17 protein-coding genes, 1 tRNA gene and 2 pseudogenes are annotated in these 21073 nt (G+C 53.1%); 8 read left to right on the top strand and 12 right to left on the bottom strand.

Annotation, left to right across the window (positions count from 1 at the left end):
* Positions 1–7 precede the first annotated feature (7 nt).
* Complete coding sequence (locus PspR84_RS23625; RefSeq protein WP_160059332.1) at positions 8–412, bottom strand: GNAT family N-acetyltransferase; 405 nt, start codon at positions 410–412, stop codon at positions 8–10.
* A 56-nt stretch (positions 413–468) separates the two neighbouring features.
* Complete coding sequence (locus tag PspR84_RS23620; protein ID WP_160059331.1) at positions 469–1374, bottom strand: LysR family transcriptional regulator; 906 nt, start codon at positions 1372–1374, stop codon at positions 469–471.
* Between the two features lie 102 nt (positions 1375–1476).
* On the opposite strand from PspR84_RS23620, the gene PspR84_RS23615 reads away from it, so the two are divergent.
* The gene (locus PspR84_RS23615; RefSeq protein ID WP_160059330.1) at positions 1477–2649 is read left to right on the top strand and encodes an aspartate aminotransferase family protein; all 1173 of its coding nucleotides are present in this window, start codon (positions 1477–1479) and stop codon (positions 2647–2649) included.
* A 122-nt stretch (positions 2650–2771) separates the two neighbouring features.
* Here the strand turns inward: PspR84_RS23615 and PspR84_RS23610 are convergent, their stop codons facing one another.
* The 3 genes from PspR84_RS23610 to PspR84_RS23600 all read right to left on the bottom strand — a co-directional run bounded on the left by PspR84_RS23610 (position 2772) and on the right by PspR84_RS23600 (position 5977).
* A complete protein-coding gene (locus PspR84_RS23610) occupies positions 2772–4691 on the bottom strand; it encodes an alkaline phosphatase D family protein (protein ID WP_160059329.1) in 1920 nt (639 codons plus the stop codon).
* Between the two features lie 72 nt (positions 4692–4763).
* Entirely contained in the window at positions 4764–5501 is a 738-nt protein-coding gene (locus PspR84_RS23605; protein WP_160059328.1) for a hypothetical protein, read from the bottom strand.
* A gap of 116 nt (positions 5502–5617) precedes the next feature.
* Positions 5618–5977 (bottom strand): hypothetical protein, encoded by a 360-nt coding sequence (locus tag PspR84_RS23600; protein ID WP_160059327.1) that lies wholly within the window; start codon positions 5975–5977, stop codon positions 5618–5620.
* 125 nt (positions 5978–6102) lie between these two features.
* Here PspR84_RS23600 and PspR84_RS23595 point away from each other — a divergent pair, with 125 nt between their 5' ends.
* Complete coding sequence (locus PspR84_RS23595; RefSeq protein ID WP_160059326.1) at positions 6103–6849, top strand: hypothetical protein; 747 nt, start codon at positions 6103–6105, stop codon at positions 6847–6849.
* A gap of 45 nt (positions 6850–6894) precedes the next feature.
* Complete coding sequence (locus tag PspR84_RS23590; protein ID WP_007916917.1) at positions 6895–7263, top strand: PH domain-containing protein; 369 nt, start codon at positions 6895–6897, stop codon at positions 7261–7263.
* Positions 7264–7275: 12 nt separating this feature from the next.
* On the opposite strand, the gene PspR84_RS23585 is transcribed toward PspR84_RS23590, so the two are convergent.
* Positions 7276–7605 (bottom strand): hypothetical protein, encoded by a 330-nt coding sequence (locus PspR84_RS23585; RefSeq protein WP_160059325.1) that lies wholly within the window; start codon positions 7603–7605, stop codon positions 7276–7278.
* Between the two features lie 267 nt (positions 7606–7872).
* On the opposite strand from PspR84_RS23585, the gene PspR84_RS23580 reads away from it, so the two are divergent.
* Positions 7873–8133 carry a DUF6429 family protein gene (locus PspR84_RS23580; RefSeq protein ID WP_160059324.1) on the top strand — a complete coding sequence of 87 codons (261 nt, stop codon included), beginning with the start codon at positions 7873–7875 and terminating at the stop codon, positions 8131–8133.
* 225 nt (positions 8134–8358) lie between these two features.
* Here the strand turns inward: PspR84_RS23580 and PspR84_RS23575 are convergent, their stop codons facing one another.
* The gene (locus PspR84_RS23575; RefSeq protein ID WP_160059323.1) at positions 8359–9993 is read right to left on the bottom strand and encodes an AAA family ATPase; all 1635 of its coding nucleotides are present in this window, start codon (positions 9991–9993) and stop codon (positions 8359–8361) included.
* 1368 nt (positions 9994–11361) lie between these two features.
* Here PspR84_RS23575 and PspR84_RS23570 point away from each other — a divergent pair.
* Together PspR84_RS23570 and PspR84_RS23565 are read left to right on the top strand one after the other, a co-directional pair.
* Positions 11362–13626, top strand: coding sequence for a restriction endonuclease (locus PspR84_RS23570; RefSeq protein WP_160059322.1), 2265 nt, complete (start codon positions 11362–11364; stop codon positions 13624–13626).
* A 526-nt stretch (positions 13627–14152) separates the two neighbouring features.
* Entirely contained in the window at positions 14153–15979 is a 1827-nt protein-coding gene (locus PspR84_RS23565) for a tetratricopeptide repeat protein (protein WP_160059321.1), read from the top strand.
* 171 nt (positions 15980–16150) lie between these two features.
* Here the strand turns inward: PspR84_RS23565 and PspR84_RS23560 are convergent, their stop codons facing one another.
* The 5 genes and pseudogenes from PspR84_RS23560 to PspR84_RS23540 all read right to left on the bottom strand — a co-directional run bounded on the left by PspR84_RS23560 (position 16151) and on the right by PspR84_RS23540 (position 18730).
* Positions 16151–16516 carry a histone-like nucleoid-structuring protein, MvaT/MvaU family gene (locus tag PspR84_RS23560; RefSeq protein WP_160059320.1) on the bottom strand — a complete coding sequence of 122 codons (366 nt, stop codon included), beginning with the start codon at positions 16514–16516 and terminating at the stop codon, positions 16151–16153.
* Between the two features lie 66 nt (positions 16517–16582).
* Entirely contained in the window at positions 16583–16771 is a 189-nt protein-coding gene (locus tag PspR84_RS23555) for a hypothetical protein (RefSeq protein ID WP_160059319.1), read from the bottom strand.
* Positions 16734–17678, bottom strand: a pseudogene (locus tag PspR84_RS23550) (chromosome segregation protein SMC). Before PspR84_RS23550 ends, PspR84_RS23555 begins: the two are co-directional and overlap by 38 nt.
* Positions 17679–17771: 93 nt before the next feature.
* Positions 17772–18173, bottom strand: a pseudogene (locus PspR84_RS23545) (DNA/RNA helicase, superfamily II protein); the annotation flags it as partial.
* Between the two features lie 472 nt (positions 18174–18645).
* Positions 18646–18730, bottom strand: a tRNA-Leu gene (locus PspR84_RS23540).
* Between the two features lie 107 nt (positions 18731–18837).
* Here PspR84_RS23540 and queA point away from each other — a divergent pair.
* Both queA and tgt read left to right on the top strand, forming a co-directional pair.
* Positions 18838–19902, top strand: a complete 1065-nt coding sequence (gene queA, locus PspR84_RS23535; RefSeq protein ID WP_160059317.1) for a tRNA preQ1(34) S-adenosylmethionine ribosyltransferase-isomerase QueA — start codon at positions 18838–18840, stop codon at positions 19900–19902.
* 14 nt (positions 19903–19916) lie between these two features.
* Positions 19917–21032 carry a tRNA guanosine(34) transglycosylase Tgt gene (tgt, locus tag PspR84_RS23530; protein WP_163004798.1) on the top strand — a complete coding sequence of 372 codons (1116 nt, stop codon included), beginning with the start codon at positions 19917–19919 and terminating at the stop codon, positions 21030–21032.
* The last annotated feature ends 41 nt before the right edge of the window (positions 21033–21073 follow it).

The raw sequence follows: 21073 nt of genomic DNA, 5'->3' as shown, positions 1-21073 counted from the left end.
ATACCTGTTATTTCAATCGAGGTCGCTCCATGGCGATCACCGACGTCTCAAAACCCAGGCGGGCAAAAAAGGCTTCGGCGCCTTCTCTTCCTGCGCGCAGTACCCAGGTGATATCGGGGTTATCGCCCATGACATGCTCAACCAGTCTGCGGCCAGTGCCTGTGGGTCGATACTCGCCATCGACTACGACCATCGACAGGTAACCGTTGGACAAGCCATCGGTTATGCCTCGGGCAAAGCCAACGATCTGCGCGCCGAGCAGGGCAATCGCCGTGCGTTGCGAGTGTTCGATGAGTTGTGCGAAATGTTCGCTGGAACCGGTACGGTGCCCCCAGCCATGTTGGCCGAGGAACAGCCGTACCGACTCCACTTCGTCAGATAGCAGGTCGCGTACGGTCAGGTTGTTGTTCATCTTCGCTTCGACTCCTTGTCAGTAATTCTTCGAGACATTGTCCATGTCGCTCGTTTTCAGGATCTGCCCCACGTCTGCATCGCGAATTCGACGAAGCGGCGCAGCTTCGGTAAACGATAGCGATCCGGAGCATAAAGCAAATGCAAGGGACGGCTTGGAGGTTGATAGTCGGGAACGACGGTCACCAGTTTGCCATCGCGCAGATCCTGTTCCACCAGCGCATCGGGCAGCATCACTATGCCCATGCCGGTGCGTGCGGCCTGATGCAATCCGGCGGAAGTGTTCATCAGCATCGGCCCGCTGACGTCGACGAGAATTTCTCCCTCTGGGCCGCTGAGACGCCAGCGTTTTTCCACCGATTGCCAATCGTCACCGGCAGGGTAGGCGAACGACAGGCAGTCGTGTTGTTGCAAATCTTCAGGGGTGTGCGGCATGCCGCGCCGGGCCACGTATTGCGGGGACGCGCACACAGTCAGTGTGTAATCGATCAGGGGGCGGGCGATCAGATTCGACTCCTCGAAATGCCCCAGCCGAAACGCCACGTCCAGACCACTTTCCAGCAGGTCGGGGCGGCTGTTGGTCAGCACCACGTCCATTTTGACCTGGGGATATTGCAGGGAAAATTCGCTGAGCGCCGGTGCCAGGCGCTCTACGCCGAAGGTCAGTGGAGCGGTAATCCGCAGCAGGCCACGCGGCTCATCCAGTGCTTGTTCCGCCAGCCGTTCGGAGTCGGCCACCAGTCCCAAGACATCCAGACAACGCAGGTAGTAAACGCTGCCGAATTCGGTGAGGCGTTGACGTCGAGTCGTGCGCTGCAACAGTTGGACACCGAGCCGCTGCTCCAGCGCGCGCAGATGATTGCCGACCATGGTCGTTGACATATCGCACTGCAACGCGGCCGCCGTCATGCTCCCGGCTTCGACTACTTTGACGTACACGCTCATCGCCTGGAACAAGTCCATTATCAAGCTCAGCTTTTAAATGAATGAAGTTTTACCGAGTTTATCCAGTTTCGCTGGCTAACCATACTGGCAGCACACCGACCTTCGCTGGAGTTTGAAGTCATGACCGCCGCCCTGATGAACACCTACCAACCACTGGCCTTGAGCTTTACCAAAGGCCTCGGCACCCGCCTGTGGGATCAGACCGGCCGTGAGTATCTCGACGCGGTGGCCGGTGTCGCGGTGACCAATGTCGGCCACTCGCACCCGCGGATTGTTTCGGCGATCAGCGAGCAGGCGGGATTACTGCTGCACACCTCGAATCTGTACAGCATCGACTGGCAGCAACAACTCGCCAAACGGCTAACCGAGCTGTCGGGGATGGAGCGGGCGTTCTTCAATAACTCTGGCGCCGAGGCCAATGAAACGGCGCTGAAACTGGCGCGTTTATACGGCTGGCGCAAGGGCATCGAACAGCCGCTGGTGGTGGTCATGGCCAACGCGTTCCATGGCCGCACACTCGGTACCTTGTCGGCCAGTGATGGTCCGGCGGTGCGCTTGGGTTTCAACGAATTGCCGGGGGATTTCCTCAAAGTGCCATTTGGTGATCTCGCGGCGCTCGAGCAGGCGCAGAGAAAGCACGGCGAGCGCATCGTCGCGATTCTCGTAGAGCCAATTCAAGGCGAAAGTGGCGTGCAACTGGCGCCGCCCGATTATCTGAAGGGTCTGCGTGATTTGTGCGATCGCCATGCGTGGCTACTGATGCTCGATGAAATCCAGACCGGCATCGGCCGCACCGGGCGTTGGTTCGCGTTTCAACATGAAGGCATCGTCCCGGATGTCATGACCCTGGCAAAAGGGCTGGGCAACGGCGTGCCGATCGGTGCGTGCCTGGCGCGGGGCAGGGCGGCGGATCTGTTTACGCCCGGCAGCCATGGCAGCACCTTCGGCGGCAATCCGCTGGCGTGTCGGGTCGGTTGCACGGTGCTGGACATCATCGAAGAACAGGGCCTGCTGGAAAACGCCCGGATTCAGGGGGAACGGCTATTAACTCGCCTGCGCGCAGAGCTGGCGGACAATCCCAATGTGCTGGCGATTCGTGGTCAGGGTTTGATGATCGGTATCGAGCTGAAACAACCGGTGCGTGATCTGACCCTGATCGCGGCGCGGGATCATGGACTGTTGATCAACGTCACGCGTGGCAAGACGATACGGCTGCTGCCACCGTTGACGATTGATGAGCGTGAGGTGGGGATGATTGTCAGAGGTGTGGGGCGAGCACTGATCGCGCATTGATGGCTTGTAAGTAGCACTGTGGGAGCGAGCCTGCTCGCGAAGGCGGACTATCGGTAGACATCTCTGCTGGATGATCGACCGCTTTCGCGAGCAGGCTCGCTCCCACATGTTCGGTGTAGACCTTAGTCCGGGTAATCCGCCAGATCCGGCGCCAGCATCCGCGTCTTCGCCGCGCCATTGGAATTGTGCTGAATGATCTCGCGCGGCTGCCCCTGCTCATTGAAAAACACCTGACCGATCCCCGCCGAATTCCACAGCCGTTCGCCCGCCTCAGCATGCTCGGGCGTATACGGCACGATGCGCATGCGTCGGCGTTTGGTAAACCAGTTCAGCGGTGACCGTGGCGAATAGAGCCAGCGGTTGAGACGGTCGAACCATTCCAGCAGGGTTTTCGGAAACTCGTTCTTGATCCCGCTGCTGGTGATCTGCCAGATTCGCGGGCCGGCCTTGCGGTGGCGGATAAGTACTTCGTAGACGAAGGAATAATGCACGTCGCCCGACAGAACCACGTAGTTACCCGGTGTTCGCGAGTGGCGGAAAATGTTCAGGATCACCTGCGCAGCACCGCGATGGGCCATCCAGTTCTCCGCGTCGACCAGTAGCGGGTAACCGCACCAACTGAAGACTTTCTGCACCGTTTCAATCAGCTTCACGCCGAAGATCGGCGCCGGGGACACGATGATCGCTGACGGATGATCAAGCAGCTCCTGTTGCAATTCGCTCAACGCCTCCCAATCGAGCAGGCCCGAGGGTTGCTTGAGCGCCATCTCACTGCGCCAGCGTCGGGTACGCGTGTCGATGACCACCAGCGCAGGACTGGTCGGCAATACAAAATGCCAATGCTGAAAGCGCAGCAGGTCATCGATCAAATCGTCCTGCACCGGGCTGTCGAGATACTGGTCATTGCCACTGGCGCTCAGCCCCAGGGTTTTTGCCAGCACATCCTTGAACGCATCGGGATTGTTGCCCCAGCCCTGACACAACATATAGGCGATCAACGCATTGCCGATAATGCGTTTGGAGAACGGATGGCCGTAAGCCGTTTCCTCCCATTGCGCAGACAGGTTCCAGTCATCGGTGATGTCGTGATCATCGAAAATCATCAGGCTCGGCAGATGCGCCAGCGCACGGGCGACCTTGTCCAATCCGGTCTTGAAGGCATCGATGCGAGTCTGTTCGAGGGCGTAGCGCTTGAGGCGTTCCGGCGTCAGTTCGGGTGCTTGCGGATCGATCAGCGACCAGGCCGTTGGCGACCACACCAGCAGATACATCGCCATGACTTCGGCGAATGTCACCAAGTGATTGTCAGCGCTGCTGCTGGTGAAAATCGGCTTACGTGCACCGCCGAAAAATCGCTCGCGCAATGTCTCGTTGCTCTCTAGCGCCGGTAACAAATCCGCACGGTGGTAGTAACTGGCCGGATGTTCGTAGAGCCTGGCGCTGTCGCTGACCACGGCGCCTTCGAGGTGTTCATCGAACAGGCCGAGTCGTGCGATCAGGGCATGAATCGCCCGCAACATCGGCCCGGCCACGTCGTCGGCGTAGACCTGATCGCCGCTCATCATCAACAGGGCGGGGCGTTGTTGCGGATCGGTTTCCGTCGCCAGTAATTGGTCGACGCACAGCAAACCATCCGCCGCCGGGTGATGCGGCTTGCGGCAGGAGCCATGTAGCAATTGATCGATCCGCGAGCGCAGGACGAAGTTCGGACTGCTTGCATCGCCGTACAGCAAATGCGCCGCCCAGTCGGCGATGCCCGTCGCGTTGTCGATCAGCAGGTCATAGTCGATCCTCGTATCGCAGGGCAGGGCGCTGTCGAGAGAAACGTCGATGAGATGAACAAACGCCTGACGACCTACGGGAATGACCGTGCATTTCTCCGCGTCGAGAGGAATGTCTCCTACACCTTGCAGGCGCAATGTCAGCGACAGCTGGCGCGTACCGATCAACCACAGCACCAACCGCGTCGGCTCCAGCCTGCGCAGCAGTGGACCGGCCAACACGGCAGGCAACGAAGTGGGATCAGCGAGGTGTCGGGACATCGGAGGGCAAAGCTCAAGGCGCACAGGCCGGCGATGATAGCGCAGCCGGCGCCTTGAACCCTTAAATCAGCCTTAAGAGTCGGCTTTTTGCACTTTCAGCGCCAACAAACGCCATTGCGCAGGCAGCGCGTCAACTCGCGGCTGCTCTTGCACGGAGCAATCGAAACGGTAGGTGACATCGTCGCCGTTCATGTTGCGCGCGGTGACGGTGTTGTTGAAGGTGTAGACCTGATCCTTGAAGCGGTGGCTGACCAGCGCTTTGCTGTCAGCAAAACGCGCTGAAGCGGGAAAGCGCAACGTGCTGGTCACAAACGGGCTGCACATGACATAGGCGATCATCGACTTGTCGGCCTGGGCGTCGCCACGCAATTTCTTGTTCAGCGCTGCCAGGGCCATGCGACCGTCATAGTCGCTTTGATCCAGCACGGTCTGTAGTCCGATTGATTTCGGCGCCCGGCCGGCATAGTTCGGCAACAGTGCGGAGTCGGCGGGAGAGGGCTTGTCGTCCGGCTCGATGGCAGCAAAAGCCGGTGCATCCTTCAAATCGGCTGCGGGTGTGACTGCCTCGGCTTCAGGCAATAGAGAGGTCGGCTCGGTGACTTGCGTGTTTTCAGCCTGCGCCGGTTCGTAGTCATGCGACGAAGGAAAAAGCGACAATGTAATCGACAGCACCACCATCGCCACAATGAAGCCGCCCGCTGCTCCAACGATATTGCCGTAGAAAATATTCCAGCTGCCACGGTTCTGCACCACCCAGCGCCACATGAACCCCCAAACCGCAACAATCGCCAGAAAACGCAGAAACTCCATTTGATCCTTTCCTTAAACCTTCAAAACCCTGAAATCAACGCACGCCCACAGTGAACGCTGACGATGGGCGGCAAGATAACAAAACACACGTGTAATACCAGTGACGAGAGCGCTGCTCAGTGAAAGTTGAGCGCGAAAAACACCAACGTCGTCACACCAGCAGCCAACCCACAGATGCCGGCGAACAGTTGGCGAGCCAGTGGATGCTCGGGCTGAGGGCGCCGGACCAGCCACATCCATACACCCGCCAGCACGCCGAACGTTGTCATCACTTGCAGCACGCTACTCGCCAGTTTCTCGGGTGAGGGAGGTACGTGCGCCGGGAAAAGGCCCGAACAGACCACTGAAAAAATCATTGCGACGATGAAGCCGCTGGCGGCACCCGCCAGGTTGGCGAGGATCAGGTTCCAGGCACCACGGGTCTGCACGACCCAAGCCCAAACGGCTGCCCAAACGAAAAAGTACAACACGGCCATCAAGGTGTTTCTCCCTCTGAAAATTGACTCCATCGAGGCGTTGGCGACCTCGTTACTGGCAGTGGACGGCAAGATAGCAAAATAGTAGCGTCGCGCCACTGCCCATCTCCGTAACGGACTACCCAATGCCAGTCAGTACCCATTGTTTGCGCCTGCTCTGCGCAATCACACTCGCCGCTGCAATGACCCCGGCATTCGCCGCCGTGCAAGAACACCCGGAAAACAGCTGGAAGTATTACGCCGGCAACTGCCAGCGCGTGCTGGAGAAAATGGCCGACGTGCAAAGCGACCGCACCACCACCTACGACGTGATGTTTGCCCTGGAAAGCAACCTGCGAACCATGAATGAACACCGCTCGAACCTGACGCCCGATCACCTCGGCTCCCGGGAATTTGCGCAATGCGAAGAGTTCGCGGGCCAGGCCGACGCGATGATCGCCCAAGGCAAAGCCGAGTTCGCCGCGAAAATGCAAGGTGCTGCAGAGGAAGGTCGCATCGCCCACCAGAACTCCCCCGAATACCAACGCGCCCGCGCCCTCGGCTACAGCGACGTCGGTGACATCTCCTTCCTCAAACTGCACGAAGACACCGACGGCGAAGCACGCTTGAAAACCATGCTGATCACCGTCGACGAAATCTGCGGCCAATACTTCCGCGCCACGCAATACGTGAAGCCGTATGTGATCTATACGGTTCGGCCTTCTGACGGCGGTTGTGGCGAAGTGAAACGCGTGGCGGTGGTTGGCGGCCGATCGGTGGAGAAGGGTGATTACATTGATGAGAAGGGCGAGTTTCAGTATCTGGGCTGGAAAAAACTTGTCGGCGCCGACGGGTTCCCAACCGATATCCGCGTGCTGAAAGCCCGTCGTTGAAACAAAGAAATACCGGGATGTTTTCTTGAAGATGAGGATGGACAGATGATCGACTTCAACAACAAAGGCTTCTTCAAACTCAAGCAGAACGATGAGTACGCCGAACGCGTAACCGCACTGTTGCTGGACGGCGAAGAAGTGATCGACTCTTACAAGGCCATGCGTGACGGCGTGGTGTTTACCAACAAACGCATCATCGCGGTCAACGTTCAGGGGATTACCGGCAGCAAGAAGGATTTCACCTCCTTGCCGTACAAGAACATCGTCGCCTACTCAGTGGAAACCTCTGGCACCTTCGATCTGGATTCAGAGCTGGAGATTTACTTCTCGTCACTTGGGAAAGTGAAGTTCGAATTCACCGGGAAGACGTCGATGGTGGAGATTTCCAAGTACATCTCGAAGCATCTGCTGTAACGGCTCAGCCCATTACAAGATGTCTCTCAAATAACCCTTGAGCGCAAGGAGCGGCTGATCCAGCTGCTCCAGCGAACGCGCCTCGCTGAACTCGGCGGACAACTTGTGCAACTCGCGCCCCAGCGGTTTTTCGACACCGCCCAAGGCGTCCATCGCCAAACCCAGGCATTCATTCATCTTGAACTGAATGGTCTCGACATCCCCGCGCCGCACCAATAGTTCGAAAATGTCTTTCTGGTAATCACCCATGACCATGTCGTCCCGCAGGATCGGGCTCAGGCCTTCTTCCTCGTAAGCGAGTTTGAGGGAGAAAAGGGCGACTGTTTCCAGTGACGTTTCCATGGGGTGCCTTTAGCGAAGTCCGTCAGTGTGAAAGTTGATGCCTGGAGGCAGCCACCCTTAGGTGCAAGATGCGCTGGGCTGCCCTCAGAGTGGCGGGATTATACGGAGCGGGATCAACAAGTGCAGCCCAAAGGCGAGGCCGGGCACACTGAAGCCGATCAATAACCTTCACGGGATTGAGCGGTATTTCCATCGGAGGTCGGCGAGTATTATGGTGAGCCCTCACACACTCGACGTTAACTGTTGGATACGAATGGAGTGACGACCATGGAATACGACGACAAACTGATGGAAGACGCCGTGCTTGCCCTGTTGGCAGCACTCAGTTCCGACGACGGCAATGCCTGGAAAGGATTCGATTTCGAGATCATGAACCGATTACATGAGCAGGGTTTCATCAGTAACCCGGTGAACAGGAACAAGTCGGTCTGGTTGACGGAGGCGGGGCTGGAGCGGGGGCGGCTGATAGCGGCGCGGTTGTTTGGGGGGAGTGCTCAGGCTGAGCCTAAAACCGACTCCGACACCTGAGTCCGCGCAATGTAACGTGCGACCCGCGCAGTGGTGAGCGTTCTGCATTGCGCGTCCACTTTATTGCAGACGAACAAAAAGGCCTTGCTAAGCAAGACCTTTCTTAATTTTGGTGCCCGAGGGAGACTGTCGGGTTCCATATAAAACGTGGCTTGCAGCGTGATTATGCCTTTGGGGATACAAGCTGGGATACATGGTATCGCTCGCTGAATCCGCGGTAACGGATTATACGAGCATTTGAGACAACTTCCCCAGCTTGAGTTTTAGCGACTGCTGAAGCTCATCATTGATTCCAATAAGGATCAGTGCTGCCCGCTCGTAGTCGGTCCGACCATTAAAGTGTAGCGCTTTCGCAATAGCGTTGAGCATCCCTGATTCTCTAACAGGGTAACGACATACGATTGCGTCAATGTCCTGAGCGTTGATCATCTCTCCGATGTGCTCCAGCTCTCGAGGATATGGGGATTCAAGCTTGAACTCGATATGGTTCTTCGCTCCTTCCATCATCATTTTTCTATCTGGCAGAGCAAGCAGGAGCTGGTCTCGAATGTGTCGCTCGGATATGCGGCTCGCCAGATGTTCAGATACTCCTTTGGCGGTCACTGCCTGTAACGCTGCCATATGCGCTTCATGCTGTAACTGTTCAACTGGTAGGCCAAACGTTTTGGCTTGCTGGGCGGCCAGTCCTGCTAACACATCAGAAGAATAATAGAGGCTTTCAACTGCGAAAATCGGTAACGGATAGATCCCATGGGACTCAAAATCGAGCACCTGCTGTTCGTCCATCCCATCGTGATCAATGAGACCGAAGGCTTGCGCCCTATGCATTTTTTCCACGGCTCGCAAACCTTCTACCGCCCTCATAACCTCTCGGCAGCTTTCACGCGATCTCACTGAGACCTTAGGGAAAAGTAGTGAATAAAGAGGATGGTCCAGGCTGTTGGCTGTTCCTTCTATAAACAATATCTTCTGGCGCGAACCGATCAGATCGACGCATAACCATTCTGGTATTTCTTCAGGGGCTTCCAAAACGTCTACTTGCCACGATTCGACTACGGTCCCAGACCATTTACAACCTCGAACGAGGATGATTTTCGACTCAAAGGAATTACCCGGTAGCTCTAACTCATGCGTGCATATGACAAAACCGCATGTAGGGCGTTCTGCAATGAGCGCTTTAAGCAGCGGAACGACGATTGCCGGGTGGAGATGAAGCTCCGGCTCATCAATTAGGAAAATGGCTCCATCAGGAGCTGCCACGACTTCAGCTGCAAAAATAAGGGCGGCACGCTCTCCATCAGACATTCGAGCAAAGCTGTAAACGGAATCGCCTTGCTGGGCTTTTAGTTCACCTTCAGAAATTAGAACTCGAACCTGCAGGTTTGACTGGGATAGCAGGGCATTGATGCGATCTAGAGGGGCGTTGTTTGACTGGAGTCGAGCAATCGCGCTCGATTGAGCACCTTCAGCTTTGATTTCGTTTGCGGCATCGACCTTGTACTGCAATTCAGCGCTTTGCAGGTCATGTATGGCTTTTTCATTTCTGGCCGTCCCTGATGTGACTTTCCACCGTGTGTCTGGATCTGCATCCCATTGAGGCAAGTTGATTGCTAAATCTCTTCTGGACGCAGCTGTCAAATTGAGACTTTCACGATCAAAGTATGCAGGTCGAGAACCTGGCATAAACACTAAATTTTTACCAAGCTTAGTAGAGAGCATTCCCACTAACGCAGATTTTCCGGTTCCGTTTCGACCAAGGATAAATATCGGGCAGCCTGGTTTGATCTCGATTTTTTTAGTGCCATCTTCCGTGTTGATCTCAATGACATTTAGTGTCCCTTCTGATTCACGCTGTTCCATATGCTCTCCTAGTTCATTAATTTTTATGAGCTTAAGCGGCGGTAGTCGTTTCCGCCAGAACATGGCCAAAAGGTGAGGGGGCCCCTGGGACCCGCCCTTGGGTACGGGGTCGGAAACCCGCAGGACTGTGTTAGTGGGAGGGTTTCAAAGTTACTGAAATTTCAGCCATTGAAATCGAAAGAATCCTGCTGAAAAAAGGCCATCGTTACCGCAGCGGTAACGATGGTCTTTTGTGTTGATGATTATGGACACCTTGGGCCGTCAACCAAGTCAACCTGTCAACCAATGTACAAAAATCAGCCACTGCCAAGATCACGCGGGTTTTATGCCCCGTGCCATTCAGAAATGCTCAGGGTCCCCGGCTACCTCTCAACACCTTGTGCAATTGCACTGGTGAACTGTGTGTTCACCCGGTTCACCCGGTTCACCAGTTCACTAAGCTGCGCACCTGTCCGCTAACAAAGTCCGGCGGGTTTCCGACCCCGTATGTGTCAAAAAGCCTCAGGGGCGCCGGCACCTGCTGAGTCTCATCGCTGATGGAACGCATTGCTAATGGGGGGCGGGGACGGATACCTTTCAAATGTGGTGTTACAAGTGTTACAGGTGTAACGTAATAGATTAAATAGTTGTTTTTAAAAGATAAAAGTAATGTAACACCCGCTAGTGGCTTACCTTGTGTCTGGTGTAACACTGCGGAACGGTGTTACGGGATTTTAAGGTCTCGTGTTGGACAAAACCTACAGGTGCAGGCTCCAAGCTCAGACTTTACCTACAGACTGGCACCCGCCCTATGCGTATCGGGCGGTGGATCAGGCTTCCTCTCATCGGTGCCGTGGCGTGTTGGTACGTAGCAATATCACGAGGGCAGCGGCACTGATAGAGAGAGCTTGAAGACTTGTGAGTAGGTTTGTCGTCGCTATGGGACTTCTTGGCCGTTTGCTGTCCGTCGCGAAGAAGATAGCGGTCAGGATCGTTCAGCAGATCATCCGTTCTCCGAAATCGCTTAGCTGCGTTGGAGAAAACCAACGAAGTCATACTTCGCCGCTGTATTTTTCCCTGTGACTATTCCGCTCAGAATCTCGGCGATCAATCGAGTACACCTATTGTTCTTCGAAACTCGTTAGATGAAGACTGTGAAGGCGTATTCACAGGCCCATCACACTAATACCCGTCGGCTTCCTTGCCATGCTTCGCCATGTTCGGTCTCACGTATCCCGATCCCCCTATTCCGACATTTTCTGATGAGCATTGTGCTGGCCGACCATTTCCAAGAAAGCAAGCAACCTTGCGGACATTACAGCGAGGGCTCATGTATATACTTCCTCGCTGAGCGGTTTACTGGTATGTGGTCCACTGAGCGAGGCTTTTGTGAGCGAGTACGATTTTTCGCGACTAAACGACAAAGAATTCGAAATCTTTTGTGCTGACCTGCTGAGCGCGAGGGAAGGGGTGAAATTCGAAAGATTCAAGCCCGGACGAGACGCCGGAGTGGATGGACGCTTTTTTAGGTCCGAGGGAAATGAGTGGATTCTCCAGTGTAAGCATTGGATTTCGACGCCGTTAGAAAAGCTAGTTAAATATATTGCGGACTCTGAAAGCGTTAAAGTTCAGAAATTATCACCGAGTCGATATATTTTAGCCTTGTCTCACTCGCTTTCACGTAATGATAAAAGCATTTTGATGCAAAAGCTTTCGCCATTTGTTTTGTCTCCATCAGACATACTAGGGCGAGAGGATTTGAGTGATATATTGGCCAAGCACCCAGATGTTGAAAGACGGCACTATAAGCTCTGGATTGCTAGCTCAAATGTCCTTGCGTATCTGCTCAACAAGCCTATACATGACAGGAGCCAATTTGAGCTTGGCGAGATAATTGAGGCCTCTAAGCTATATGTCGCTACAGTAAGTCACAATCAATCAATTGAAAAGCTGGAATCTACGAGTGTTGTAATTATCACGGGTCCAGCTGGGATTGGTAAGACAACGTTGGCAGGACAGATAATTTTACAGTATGTCGCGAACGGGTTTGAGCTCTCGGTAATTTCTGATGATATAAGAGAGGCTGAGGGTATTTTAGACCATGATTCAAAGCAGATTTTCTATTTTGATGATTTTTTGGGTCGTAACTACCTAGAGGCGCTTTCCGGGCATGAGGGTGGCAAGGTTGTGAGCTTTATAAGGCGCATAGTCAAAAACCCAAGGAAGCGCTTTGTATTGACATCTCGAACTACTATTCTCAATCAGGGGAAAATTTTAAACGATGTTTTCCATAACTCAAATATAAATCGAAATGAATTTGAAATTACGCTCGAGTCTTTGGCGAAGATCGATAAAGCGCAAATTCTCTATAATCATATCTGGCATTCTGAAATTGATGGTGAATACGTCGAGCAACTATACTCGCAAAGGCGTTATCGAACCATTATTGAGCACAGAAATTTTAATCCTCGGCTAATCCGATTTATTACCGATGCCCAGCGACTGGAGGATGTATCGCCAGAGTCCTACTGGACTCATATCACTGGTTTGCTAGATGATCCGTCTCAGGTCTGGGATCATCCATTTCAAGCGCAACTGGATGATTGCGGGCGTACTTTGGTTTTGCTGGTCGCTATGAACGGGCGCTTGATTACTGAGTCTGAGCTGTCAGAGGCTTTTGCGCGATATCTAGGGAGTCCAGGAGCAGCAAGTCTCACTGGAAAAAAAGATTTTCTACTAAACCTCCGTCACCTATCCGGTTCGATGATCACGAGATTCTTAGTAGGTGAAGGTCATCCTTTTGTCCGTCTATTTAACCCGTCTTTAGGTGACTTCGTACTCAACAGATATGCCACCAATACTCCTGTTTTACGGCAGTGCTTTTGCAGTCTGAAGACACTATCTTCGTTGAAGACGCTGAAGGATATGCTGGATAACAAGATAATCAATGATGGCGTGGCTACCGAAGTGATAGATCATATATTTGCATCCGTTGCAGATATGTTTTTTGTTGGGAGTAATGCCGAATTTGTAGCGCAGTTATGCATTGTAAGATCTGAGCTTGGTAAAAAATTTAACTTATCAGATCGAAGTTTATTAAAAGCTATTGATTTTATCGCTGGTGAAAAATGTGGAATATGTTTATTGGCGTCAGCACGAGTACTGTTGTGGGCGCTGCGCAATGGCAGTGTTGATAAAGTCGCAGTAGAAGCATTCTTGGTGGAGGCATTTACCAAAGATCCAGGTTATGACGAATTACTGATTTTAGTTCAGCTAGTCAAGTGCTTTGATGTGGTAGTACATCAATCGCTTTACGATGCATATGACCAAGCCATCACTGACCACCTAATCGCATCAGTTGAAGATGAGTTTCCAGATGAAGAAGTATTTGCTGATAGCATTTCGCAATCAGCAGCGCGTAGAAAGTTTATCGAACTAATGGATGAAAAAGCATTTGCATTGGGAGCTAATGATTCGTCCAATGTGGCAGACGCTGTTATAGGGTATGTTGATGTCGATAGATTTTACGATAAATATTTTTATGAAGCAGAGCGTGAGCCAGATTATGAGTTTTACAGAGATAAACGCATAAGCTGGTCCGAACAGTCGTTTAGTGCGGTCGATCCAATTGATGATCTGTTTTCCCGTGAATAAACGAATTTATCCTCGATAGACGCCAGGGATGAATCATCTGGTCGAGTAGTATGTACGAGAAAGTCGGCGAGGAAACTAAGAAGAGATTTCTGATTGAAATCGTACGTCGGGGGCGGTTATTGGTTTCATCGAAAGCCTTGCGGGGATCTCAAGACTCTGAAATGGCATTATTGCATGACGACACTGGCCCGTCGCATGTCTCGGTCTTACGAAACCAGCATCGACACCTTCAGGCTACCTCTTGAGTGCCGCCTTTCACATTGACGATGGCGTGGTATCCGATGTTAATCACCCTTAAGCCCGTGGACGCGTCGAGTGACCACTATGGGTCGTTAATTGTTATCGCGATGGGCCTGCAAGCTGTATTTGGTGCGCTTGTGAAACGGAGAGGTCACCCATTGAGCCAGGTTTTGTTAGATAATGAGTTTGGATTTTTCGCTAAACAATGTAAGGAGTGGTAATGAGGCGTACCGGAGGGAATAGACTTTGCGAATGCGGTAGTGGAAAAAAATCTAGGAAATGCTGCATGACTCAAGGCCAGGCTGCTGGAGCTCCTTCAAAGAACTTTGGCGCTTTGATTAATGATGCAGGAAATCTGGCTATGCGGGACTGCAAGAAGTCCAGAGAGTCTGCAATTGAACAATTAAAAGCTCTACTTGCAGTAGATGGGTTGTCAGAGAAAAATATCATAAATGCAACTTTGAGCTTGGCAGTCGCTTATCAGCATCAAGGAGAGCATAAAAACGCAATATCGGTTTTAGAAACTATAGAGTGTGGTGATGAAAGCGATTTGTCAGAAAAGGTAATGTATCAACTTGCTGTGTCTTATGGGGCGTTAGGCTTTACTGAGGGCGCATGTAAGCTATTTGAATCGATTTTCGACAATTGGAATTCTGGAGCTGCAGCTAATTCAGTTCAACGTCGTTTTCGCGGGCTCATGCTGATTGAGGCGGGCAAAGCATTTTCGTCAGATGGAAATAGGTTGAAAGCTATTGATTGCTGGGAGCAATCTATAAAATTATTACAAGAGTTTTCTGCGCGTGAGGCGGAGCACATTGGGAGGGCTCGCGCAAATTTGTCCTTGCAAAAGCTGTATAGCGAGGAAGAGAGCAAGCAGAAAGAAGGAGTTGAAGAACTAAATTTTTCCACAAATACCAAGCTTAAGATAGGAGATTTGAAGGGGGTAGCAAATAATTATTGCAATCTCGGTAGCTATTTTAGAGAACAAAAAAGATATGGCAGAGCAATCGCATATTATAGAAAAGATCTTTACCTCAGTCGATTGATAGGTGATAAGAGAGACTTGGCCAGTACCTTAGGAAATTTTTCGACCATTTATGCAGATCTGAAGCAGTTTAAACAGGCGAAAAAAATTCTAGCGGAGGCGAAAGCTATTGGTGAAGAACTTAAAGACGAGAGACTGTTGTATATTTCGGAGGCGCAACTGGGTTATATTAACAAACTTGCAAAAGAAGCAGGTTTGAGCAAGGTTGGTATTGGCGACAAAGCCCTCTGTGGTTGCGAAAGCGGGAAACTTTACAATGACTGTTGCGGGATGGCTGATTTTGAGCCTGTAAATCTATCGCACATTTATGGAGGAAAATCTGAAGAGGTTACGGAGCTTCACGAAGAGTTTTCGGTGCTGGGCATAACACCTTGTCCTCTTGATTTTATACTTCGGAAAATCCCAAATGGCTCAATGAGGCATTCGTGGATGGAGAATCATCTGCATGACGGCTGGGTGTCGATTACTGAACTGCCTGATATGGCTTCGATTCATATGTTTTCAGCGCAAGAAATGCTCAAGAAAGCATTGGATGACGATAGTCTTAGCTCTGCTTTAGCTACAGTGATTCTCTCAGTTTGTTACTTGGAGGCGTTTATAAATCAAATTTCCTTCTTTTTGCATCAGAATAAGGAAGATGAATATATTCGTACTCTGGATATTCCAGATCTGCTTATGGTGGAAGGACCGCTCGTCTACCAAAGAAAAGGTAGTTTGGAAACTAAATGGCAGGAAATTTCGGATTGTCTAAATGGCGAAGGATGGCTGAGCTCTCAGAAAGAGTGGCAGCAGGTAAAGGATGTCATCCATATAAGAAATGAGTTTGTACATTTCAAATCAAATGGTTACGAGCAAGTCGTACCGCCGCCTCGTAAAAAGGATGCCATTTATTCAAAAATCCCTCGATCTGTAGAGTTAAAAGATGTGCCTCATAGTTGGCCATTTAAATTTTTGACAGGTAGTTTGGCTCGCTGGGCGACTGAATCAGCTGAAGGTTTAGTTGATGTCCTTAAGAGTAGCTACTCGGAACATAGACGGCATAATCCAAAATCAACTATGAGCTCGTGATCCTGTATACGAAGGGGCTGAGCGCTTTTTTCTGAAACAGCCCGTGATCTTCTCAGCGGGAGCTAGAAATTATATCAGCCTAGTAAGGCGGCTGTGAGTTGACGATGAAATTGCTGCAGTAACTATTCACTAAAAAGGGCCCGAGTAGGCCCTTTTTCAGGTGACGCTGTATTACTTCTTCAACCACCCCTCTACGACAACCGCGCCGTGTGCTGCTTTCCACTCTTTTAGAGCTTTGTGATTCCCTCCTTTAGTTTCGATGACCTCACCGGTATTCGGGTTTTTGTACACCTTCAGTTTGCGTAATTTACGTGTGCTCGTGGCCGGAGACGCAGATTGGCGACGTGCATTCGTTTGCGGATCAAGCAGGTTAATAATGTGCTTCAGGCTGAAACCGTAATGTTCGAGCAGCTTGCGCAGCTTCGTTTCGAACTCTATTTCCTTCTTCAGTCCGTCATCACCTTTCAGTGCTTCCAGTGCCTGAAGCTGCTCAGCGAGGTGTTTTTCTAGCTGGCGGTACTCTGCGAGTTTGGACATTTTCTTCCCTTTTCGGAGTGGTCGTGCTTAGTGAATAAGATAAAATGAGCTAGTTATAGTTCAGCGCTATTTTCGACGGTTCAGTTGGCTGTCAATGTGCGTCATTTCCGATTTGATCGCGTTAATCGTCAGCGTTTGTATTGGACTGGATTTGCCCGGCCCTGCGTTGATGGTCTTTAGCAGGGCAATGAGGTGGGCCTTTCGAGTTTTGAGCGTGTCAGACCAACTGGCGCTGTTCTGTATCGGCTTGTTCATTACGTTCATCCTTACGTTGTTCCAGATTGCTCATGACTTCAGGTTGGTTCGGCGTCGCTAAGCCGTCGAGCTGGAACAAGTCCCGCGTGCGGTACTGGCGCTAGCGAGCTGATAGCTCTTCCCATGTCCACTTCCCAAAGTTCTCGCCTTGCTCTGGAACGGCAAGCTTCATAAGGCCAATCTGGTCACGGCCGAGCAGGTTGTAGTTCGCCCAAAGCTTTCCGCCAACCTCGAACAACGCCTTAGCGGCATCGTTCCATTGCTCTTCGAGTACCGTATGCGATAGCAACAGGGCGGTGCGCTCTATCTCTTTATGCTTTAGCTGTGCTTCTGCGATGTATTTATCTACGGTAACCAGCTCCTGCTCCAAGGCTGTCATGATCAGGTGTTGCCGACGATTGTGTTCGGTGGCCACCGTGAGGTTCTTCGCAGCCTTTTGCGCATCAGTATTAGCTGTCTTCTCGCCTTCGGTGTCGCCCCACGCGACAGCCTGCGCGTACGCCGTGGCGGCGTCCGTTTCGGCTTGGCGAGCTTTTCCCATGTCCTCTTCCGCCTGCTGCTGAATTTGCTCCAGGCGTGTGCTGAGGCTCTGACGTTTCTCCCTCAATTCATGCTCATCAGCGGTCCAGTTGTCCATCGCTTCGATGTAGCCAGCCATCAGGGAATCGCAGTTGGCGAGGTTTTCTCGGCGATTGATTCGCCGGTCCAACAGATCGGCATTGAGATTGCGCGAGTCGAATTTGCCTTTCAATTCGCTGTACTTTTCCCGCAGTTCGCGCTCGCGTTCCGGTTCAATGGCGTCGTCGCTTTCCAGTATCGTCTCGAGGGGCAGCATGTCTGCGTGCAGCTGTTCTGCCTCGCTGCGCAGATGGTCGCGACGGTCTTTAAGGTCTTGAATCTCGTTCATGTGTTTAGTCTCTGTTCAATTTGATTGTGGATTGGATTGAGTGGCTGGCGAGGCCGGAATAAGCCGGCGCTACCTCGATCAGCAGAGATGCCCTCAGGCAGCCCGAGCCTCGCTCTCATCCATTCCCGGAATCGTTTTCACTATGTAGCACCGTTGCGTGCCCAAGCCCGGCAACCGCGCCAAACTCGACGCCTTACCATCATTCCCCGGCTCAAAGACACCGCGCTGCAGAAGCTCTTTGTTCACCGCACTGATGTTCATGCCCCGGAAGATTTCCGAGCGCCATAACTCGGGGAGTACGTAGTAGGTATTGGTGGTGTGAAGGGCATCGCCCAAACCGTGCTCCAACGTCTTACGAAAACCTAGTCGGCCGATGGTGCGCGGCCCGTGCTCATCGATTTTTGCCGCCGCCGATTCCCAGCGTGTGAAGCGGCTTTCACCGAAGCGCTCAATGACTTGGCGAAGCCGCGCCAAGATCGCATCGCCCTCGAAGTTAGCGTCGTCGCCGTGCTACTTCGCACGGGCGGTCATACACATGCGAGCGAGGGCAAGGTGTGCTTGCCCGCTGGCGGATACTAGGTGTCATTGATCGATAAAAGCCTTCCCGCGAGCGCAGAGAATGCTTGCTTACAGGTGGTCGGGTAACACCGTAAAAGCGCATGCCGACTGAGTAAGGTCAGTAGAAGTGGTTGGCAGGCTTCAGCGGCGGGAGGGTGGCGTGAATGCACTGAACCCGGCTCGTCTTATGTCTATATCGGTAATGAGGGTTTTAACGCGTCGAGGCGAAGGAGTGGAGCAATGGGGCAATCGGTGCGAAATTGAGCAGCCGGAGTCGCGCTGATTAATTTCGAGGCAGCTAACGCAGCGCATGCGTGGCCGCGCAGGGGGATGAATGAGGATAGTGGGAATAAATCATTTTTCTACAGACGAAAAAAAAGGCCTTGCTAAGCAAGACCTTTCTTAATTTTGGTGCCCCGAGGGAGACTCGAACTCCCACTCCTTTCGAAAACGGATTTTGAATCCGCCGCGTCTACCAATTCCGCCATCAGGGCTCAATGGCGGCGAAGTATAGAGATGAGATTACCGTCGGTCAATCAGGTACATAGAGAATTTTCGATATTTCCGCTAGACTTTCCGGCCCTGCTAGACGAACCCCATCATGCGCGTTGCTGACTTTACTTTCGAGCTCCCTGATTCGCTGATCGCCCGCCACCCTTTGGCCGAGCGTCGCGGTAGTCGCCTGCTGACCCTTGACGGGCCGAGCGGCGCCCTCGCACACCGTCAATTCACTGATTTGCTCGAGCATTTGCACCCGGGCGATTTGATGGTGTTCAACAATACCCGGGTGATTCCGGCGCGGCTGTTCGGGCAGAAAGCGTCCGGCGGCAAGCTGGAAATCCTCGTTGAGCGGGTGCTCGATACGCATCGCGTGCTGGCCCATGTGCGTTCCAGCAAGTCGCCGAAGCCGGGTTCGAAGATCCTGATCGACGGTGGTGGCGAGGCAGAAATGCTCGCGCGTCACGATGCGTTGTTCGAGCTGGGCTTCGCTGAAGAAGTGCTGCCGCTGCTCGACCGCGTCGGGCACATGCCATTGCCTCCTTATATAGACCGCCCGGACGAAGGCTCGGATCGCGAGCGTTATCAGACCGTGTACGCCGAGAAACTCGGTGCGGTGGCGGCGCCGACGGCGGGGCTGCATTTTGATCAGTCGCTGATGGAAGCGATTGCGGACAAGGGCGTCGAGACCACATTCGTTACGCTGCATGTGGGCGCGGGGACGTTCCAGCCGGTGCGCGTCGAGAAGCTTGAAGATCACCACATGCACACCGAGTGGCTGGAAGTCGGCCAGGACGTGGTCGATGCGGTCGCAGAGTGCCGTGCGCGCGGTGGTCGAGTAATTGCCGTAGGCACCACCAGCGTGCGTTCGCTGGAAAGTGCCGCGCGCGATGGCGTGCTCAAGCCGTTCAGTGGCGACACCGATATCTTTATCTTCCCGGGCCGGCCGTTCCATGTGGTCGACGCCCTGGTGACCAATTTCCATTTGCCGGAATCGACGCTGTTGATGCTGGTTTCGGCATTTGCCGGTTATCCGGAAACCATGGCCGCCTACAAGGCTGCCGTCGACAACGGTTACCGCTTTTTCAGCTACGGTGATGCGATGTTCATCACTCGTAATCCCGCACCGACTGCCCCTGAACAAACAGGCCCAGAGGAAACAGAATGAGTCGCGAATGTCGCATGTCCTTTGAACTTCTGGCCACCGATGGCAAGGCCCGGCGTGGTCGCCTGACCTTCCCGCGTGGCACCGTCGAGACCCCGGCGTTCATGCCGGTGGGCACTTACGGCACGGTCAAGGGCATGTTGCCGCGTGACATCGTTGCCACCGGCGCAGAAATCATTCTCGGCAACACCTTCCACCTGTGGCTGCGCCCTGGCACTCAAGTGATCAAGGAACACGGCGACCTGCACGATTTCATGCAGTGGAAAGGCCCGATCCTCACTGACTCCGGTGGTTTCCAGGTGTTCAGCCTCGGCGCGATGCGCAAGATCAAGGAGGAGGGCGTGACCTTCGCCTCTCCGGTCGACGGTGCCAAAGTGTTCATGGGCCCGGAAGAATCGATGCAGGTGCAGCGCGATCTCGGCTCCGACATCGTGATGATCTTCGACGAATGCACGCCGTACCCGGCTGACGAAGACGTCGCTCGCGTATCGATGGAACTGTCGCTGCGCTGGGCGCAGCGCTCGAAAAATGCCCACGGTGAAAACACCGCGGCGCTGTTCGGCATCGTTCAGGGTGGCATGCACCAGGATCTGCGCATGCGCTCGCTCGAAGGCCTCGACAAGATCGGTTTCGATGGCTTGGCCATTGGCGGTCTGTCGGTGGGTGAGCCGAAGCACGAAATGATCAAAGTATTGGATTATCTGCCGGGCATGATGCCGGCTGACAAACCTCGTTACCTTATGGGCGTTGGCAAACCGGAAGATCTGGTTGAGGGTGTGCGCCGCGGTGTGGACATGTTCGATTGCGTGATGCCAACCCGTAATGCCCGCAATGGGCATCTGTTCATTGATACCGGCGTGCTGAAGATCCGTAACGCGTTCCATCGCCATGATGAATCGCCGCTGGATCCGACCTGCGATTGCTATACCTGCCAGAACTTCTCCCGCGCTTATCTGCATCACCTGGACAAGTGCGGCGAAATGCTGGGAAGCATGCTCAATACCATCCATAACTTGCGCCATTATCAGGTGCTGATGGCTGGTTTGCGCGAGGCTATTCAACAGGGTACATTGGCCGCCTTTGTCGATGCCTTCTACGCCAAACGCGGGCTCCCCGTTCCGCCTTTGGACTGAGTTTTCTGACCCCAAGATTCAACATTTGCAACTGGAGTGCT

Origin of the sequence: Pseudomonas sp. R84 (genome assembly GCF_009834515.1) — a bacterium.
Lineage (GTDB): Bacteria > Pseudomonadota > Gammaproteobacteria > Pseudomonadales > Pseudomonadaceae > Aquipseudomonas.
This window is presented reverse-complemented; position numbering and strand designations above follow the sequence as displayed.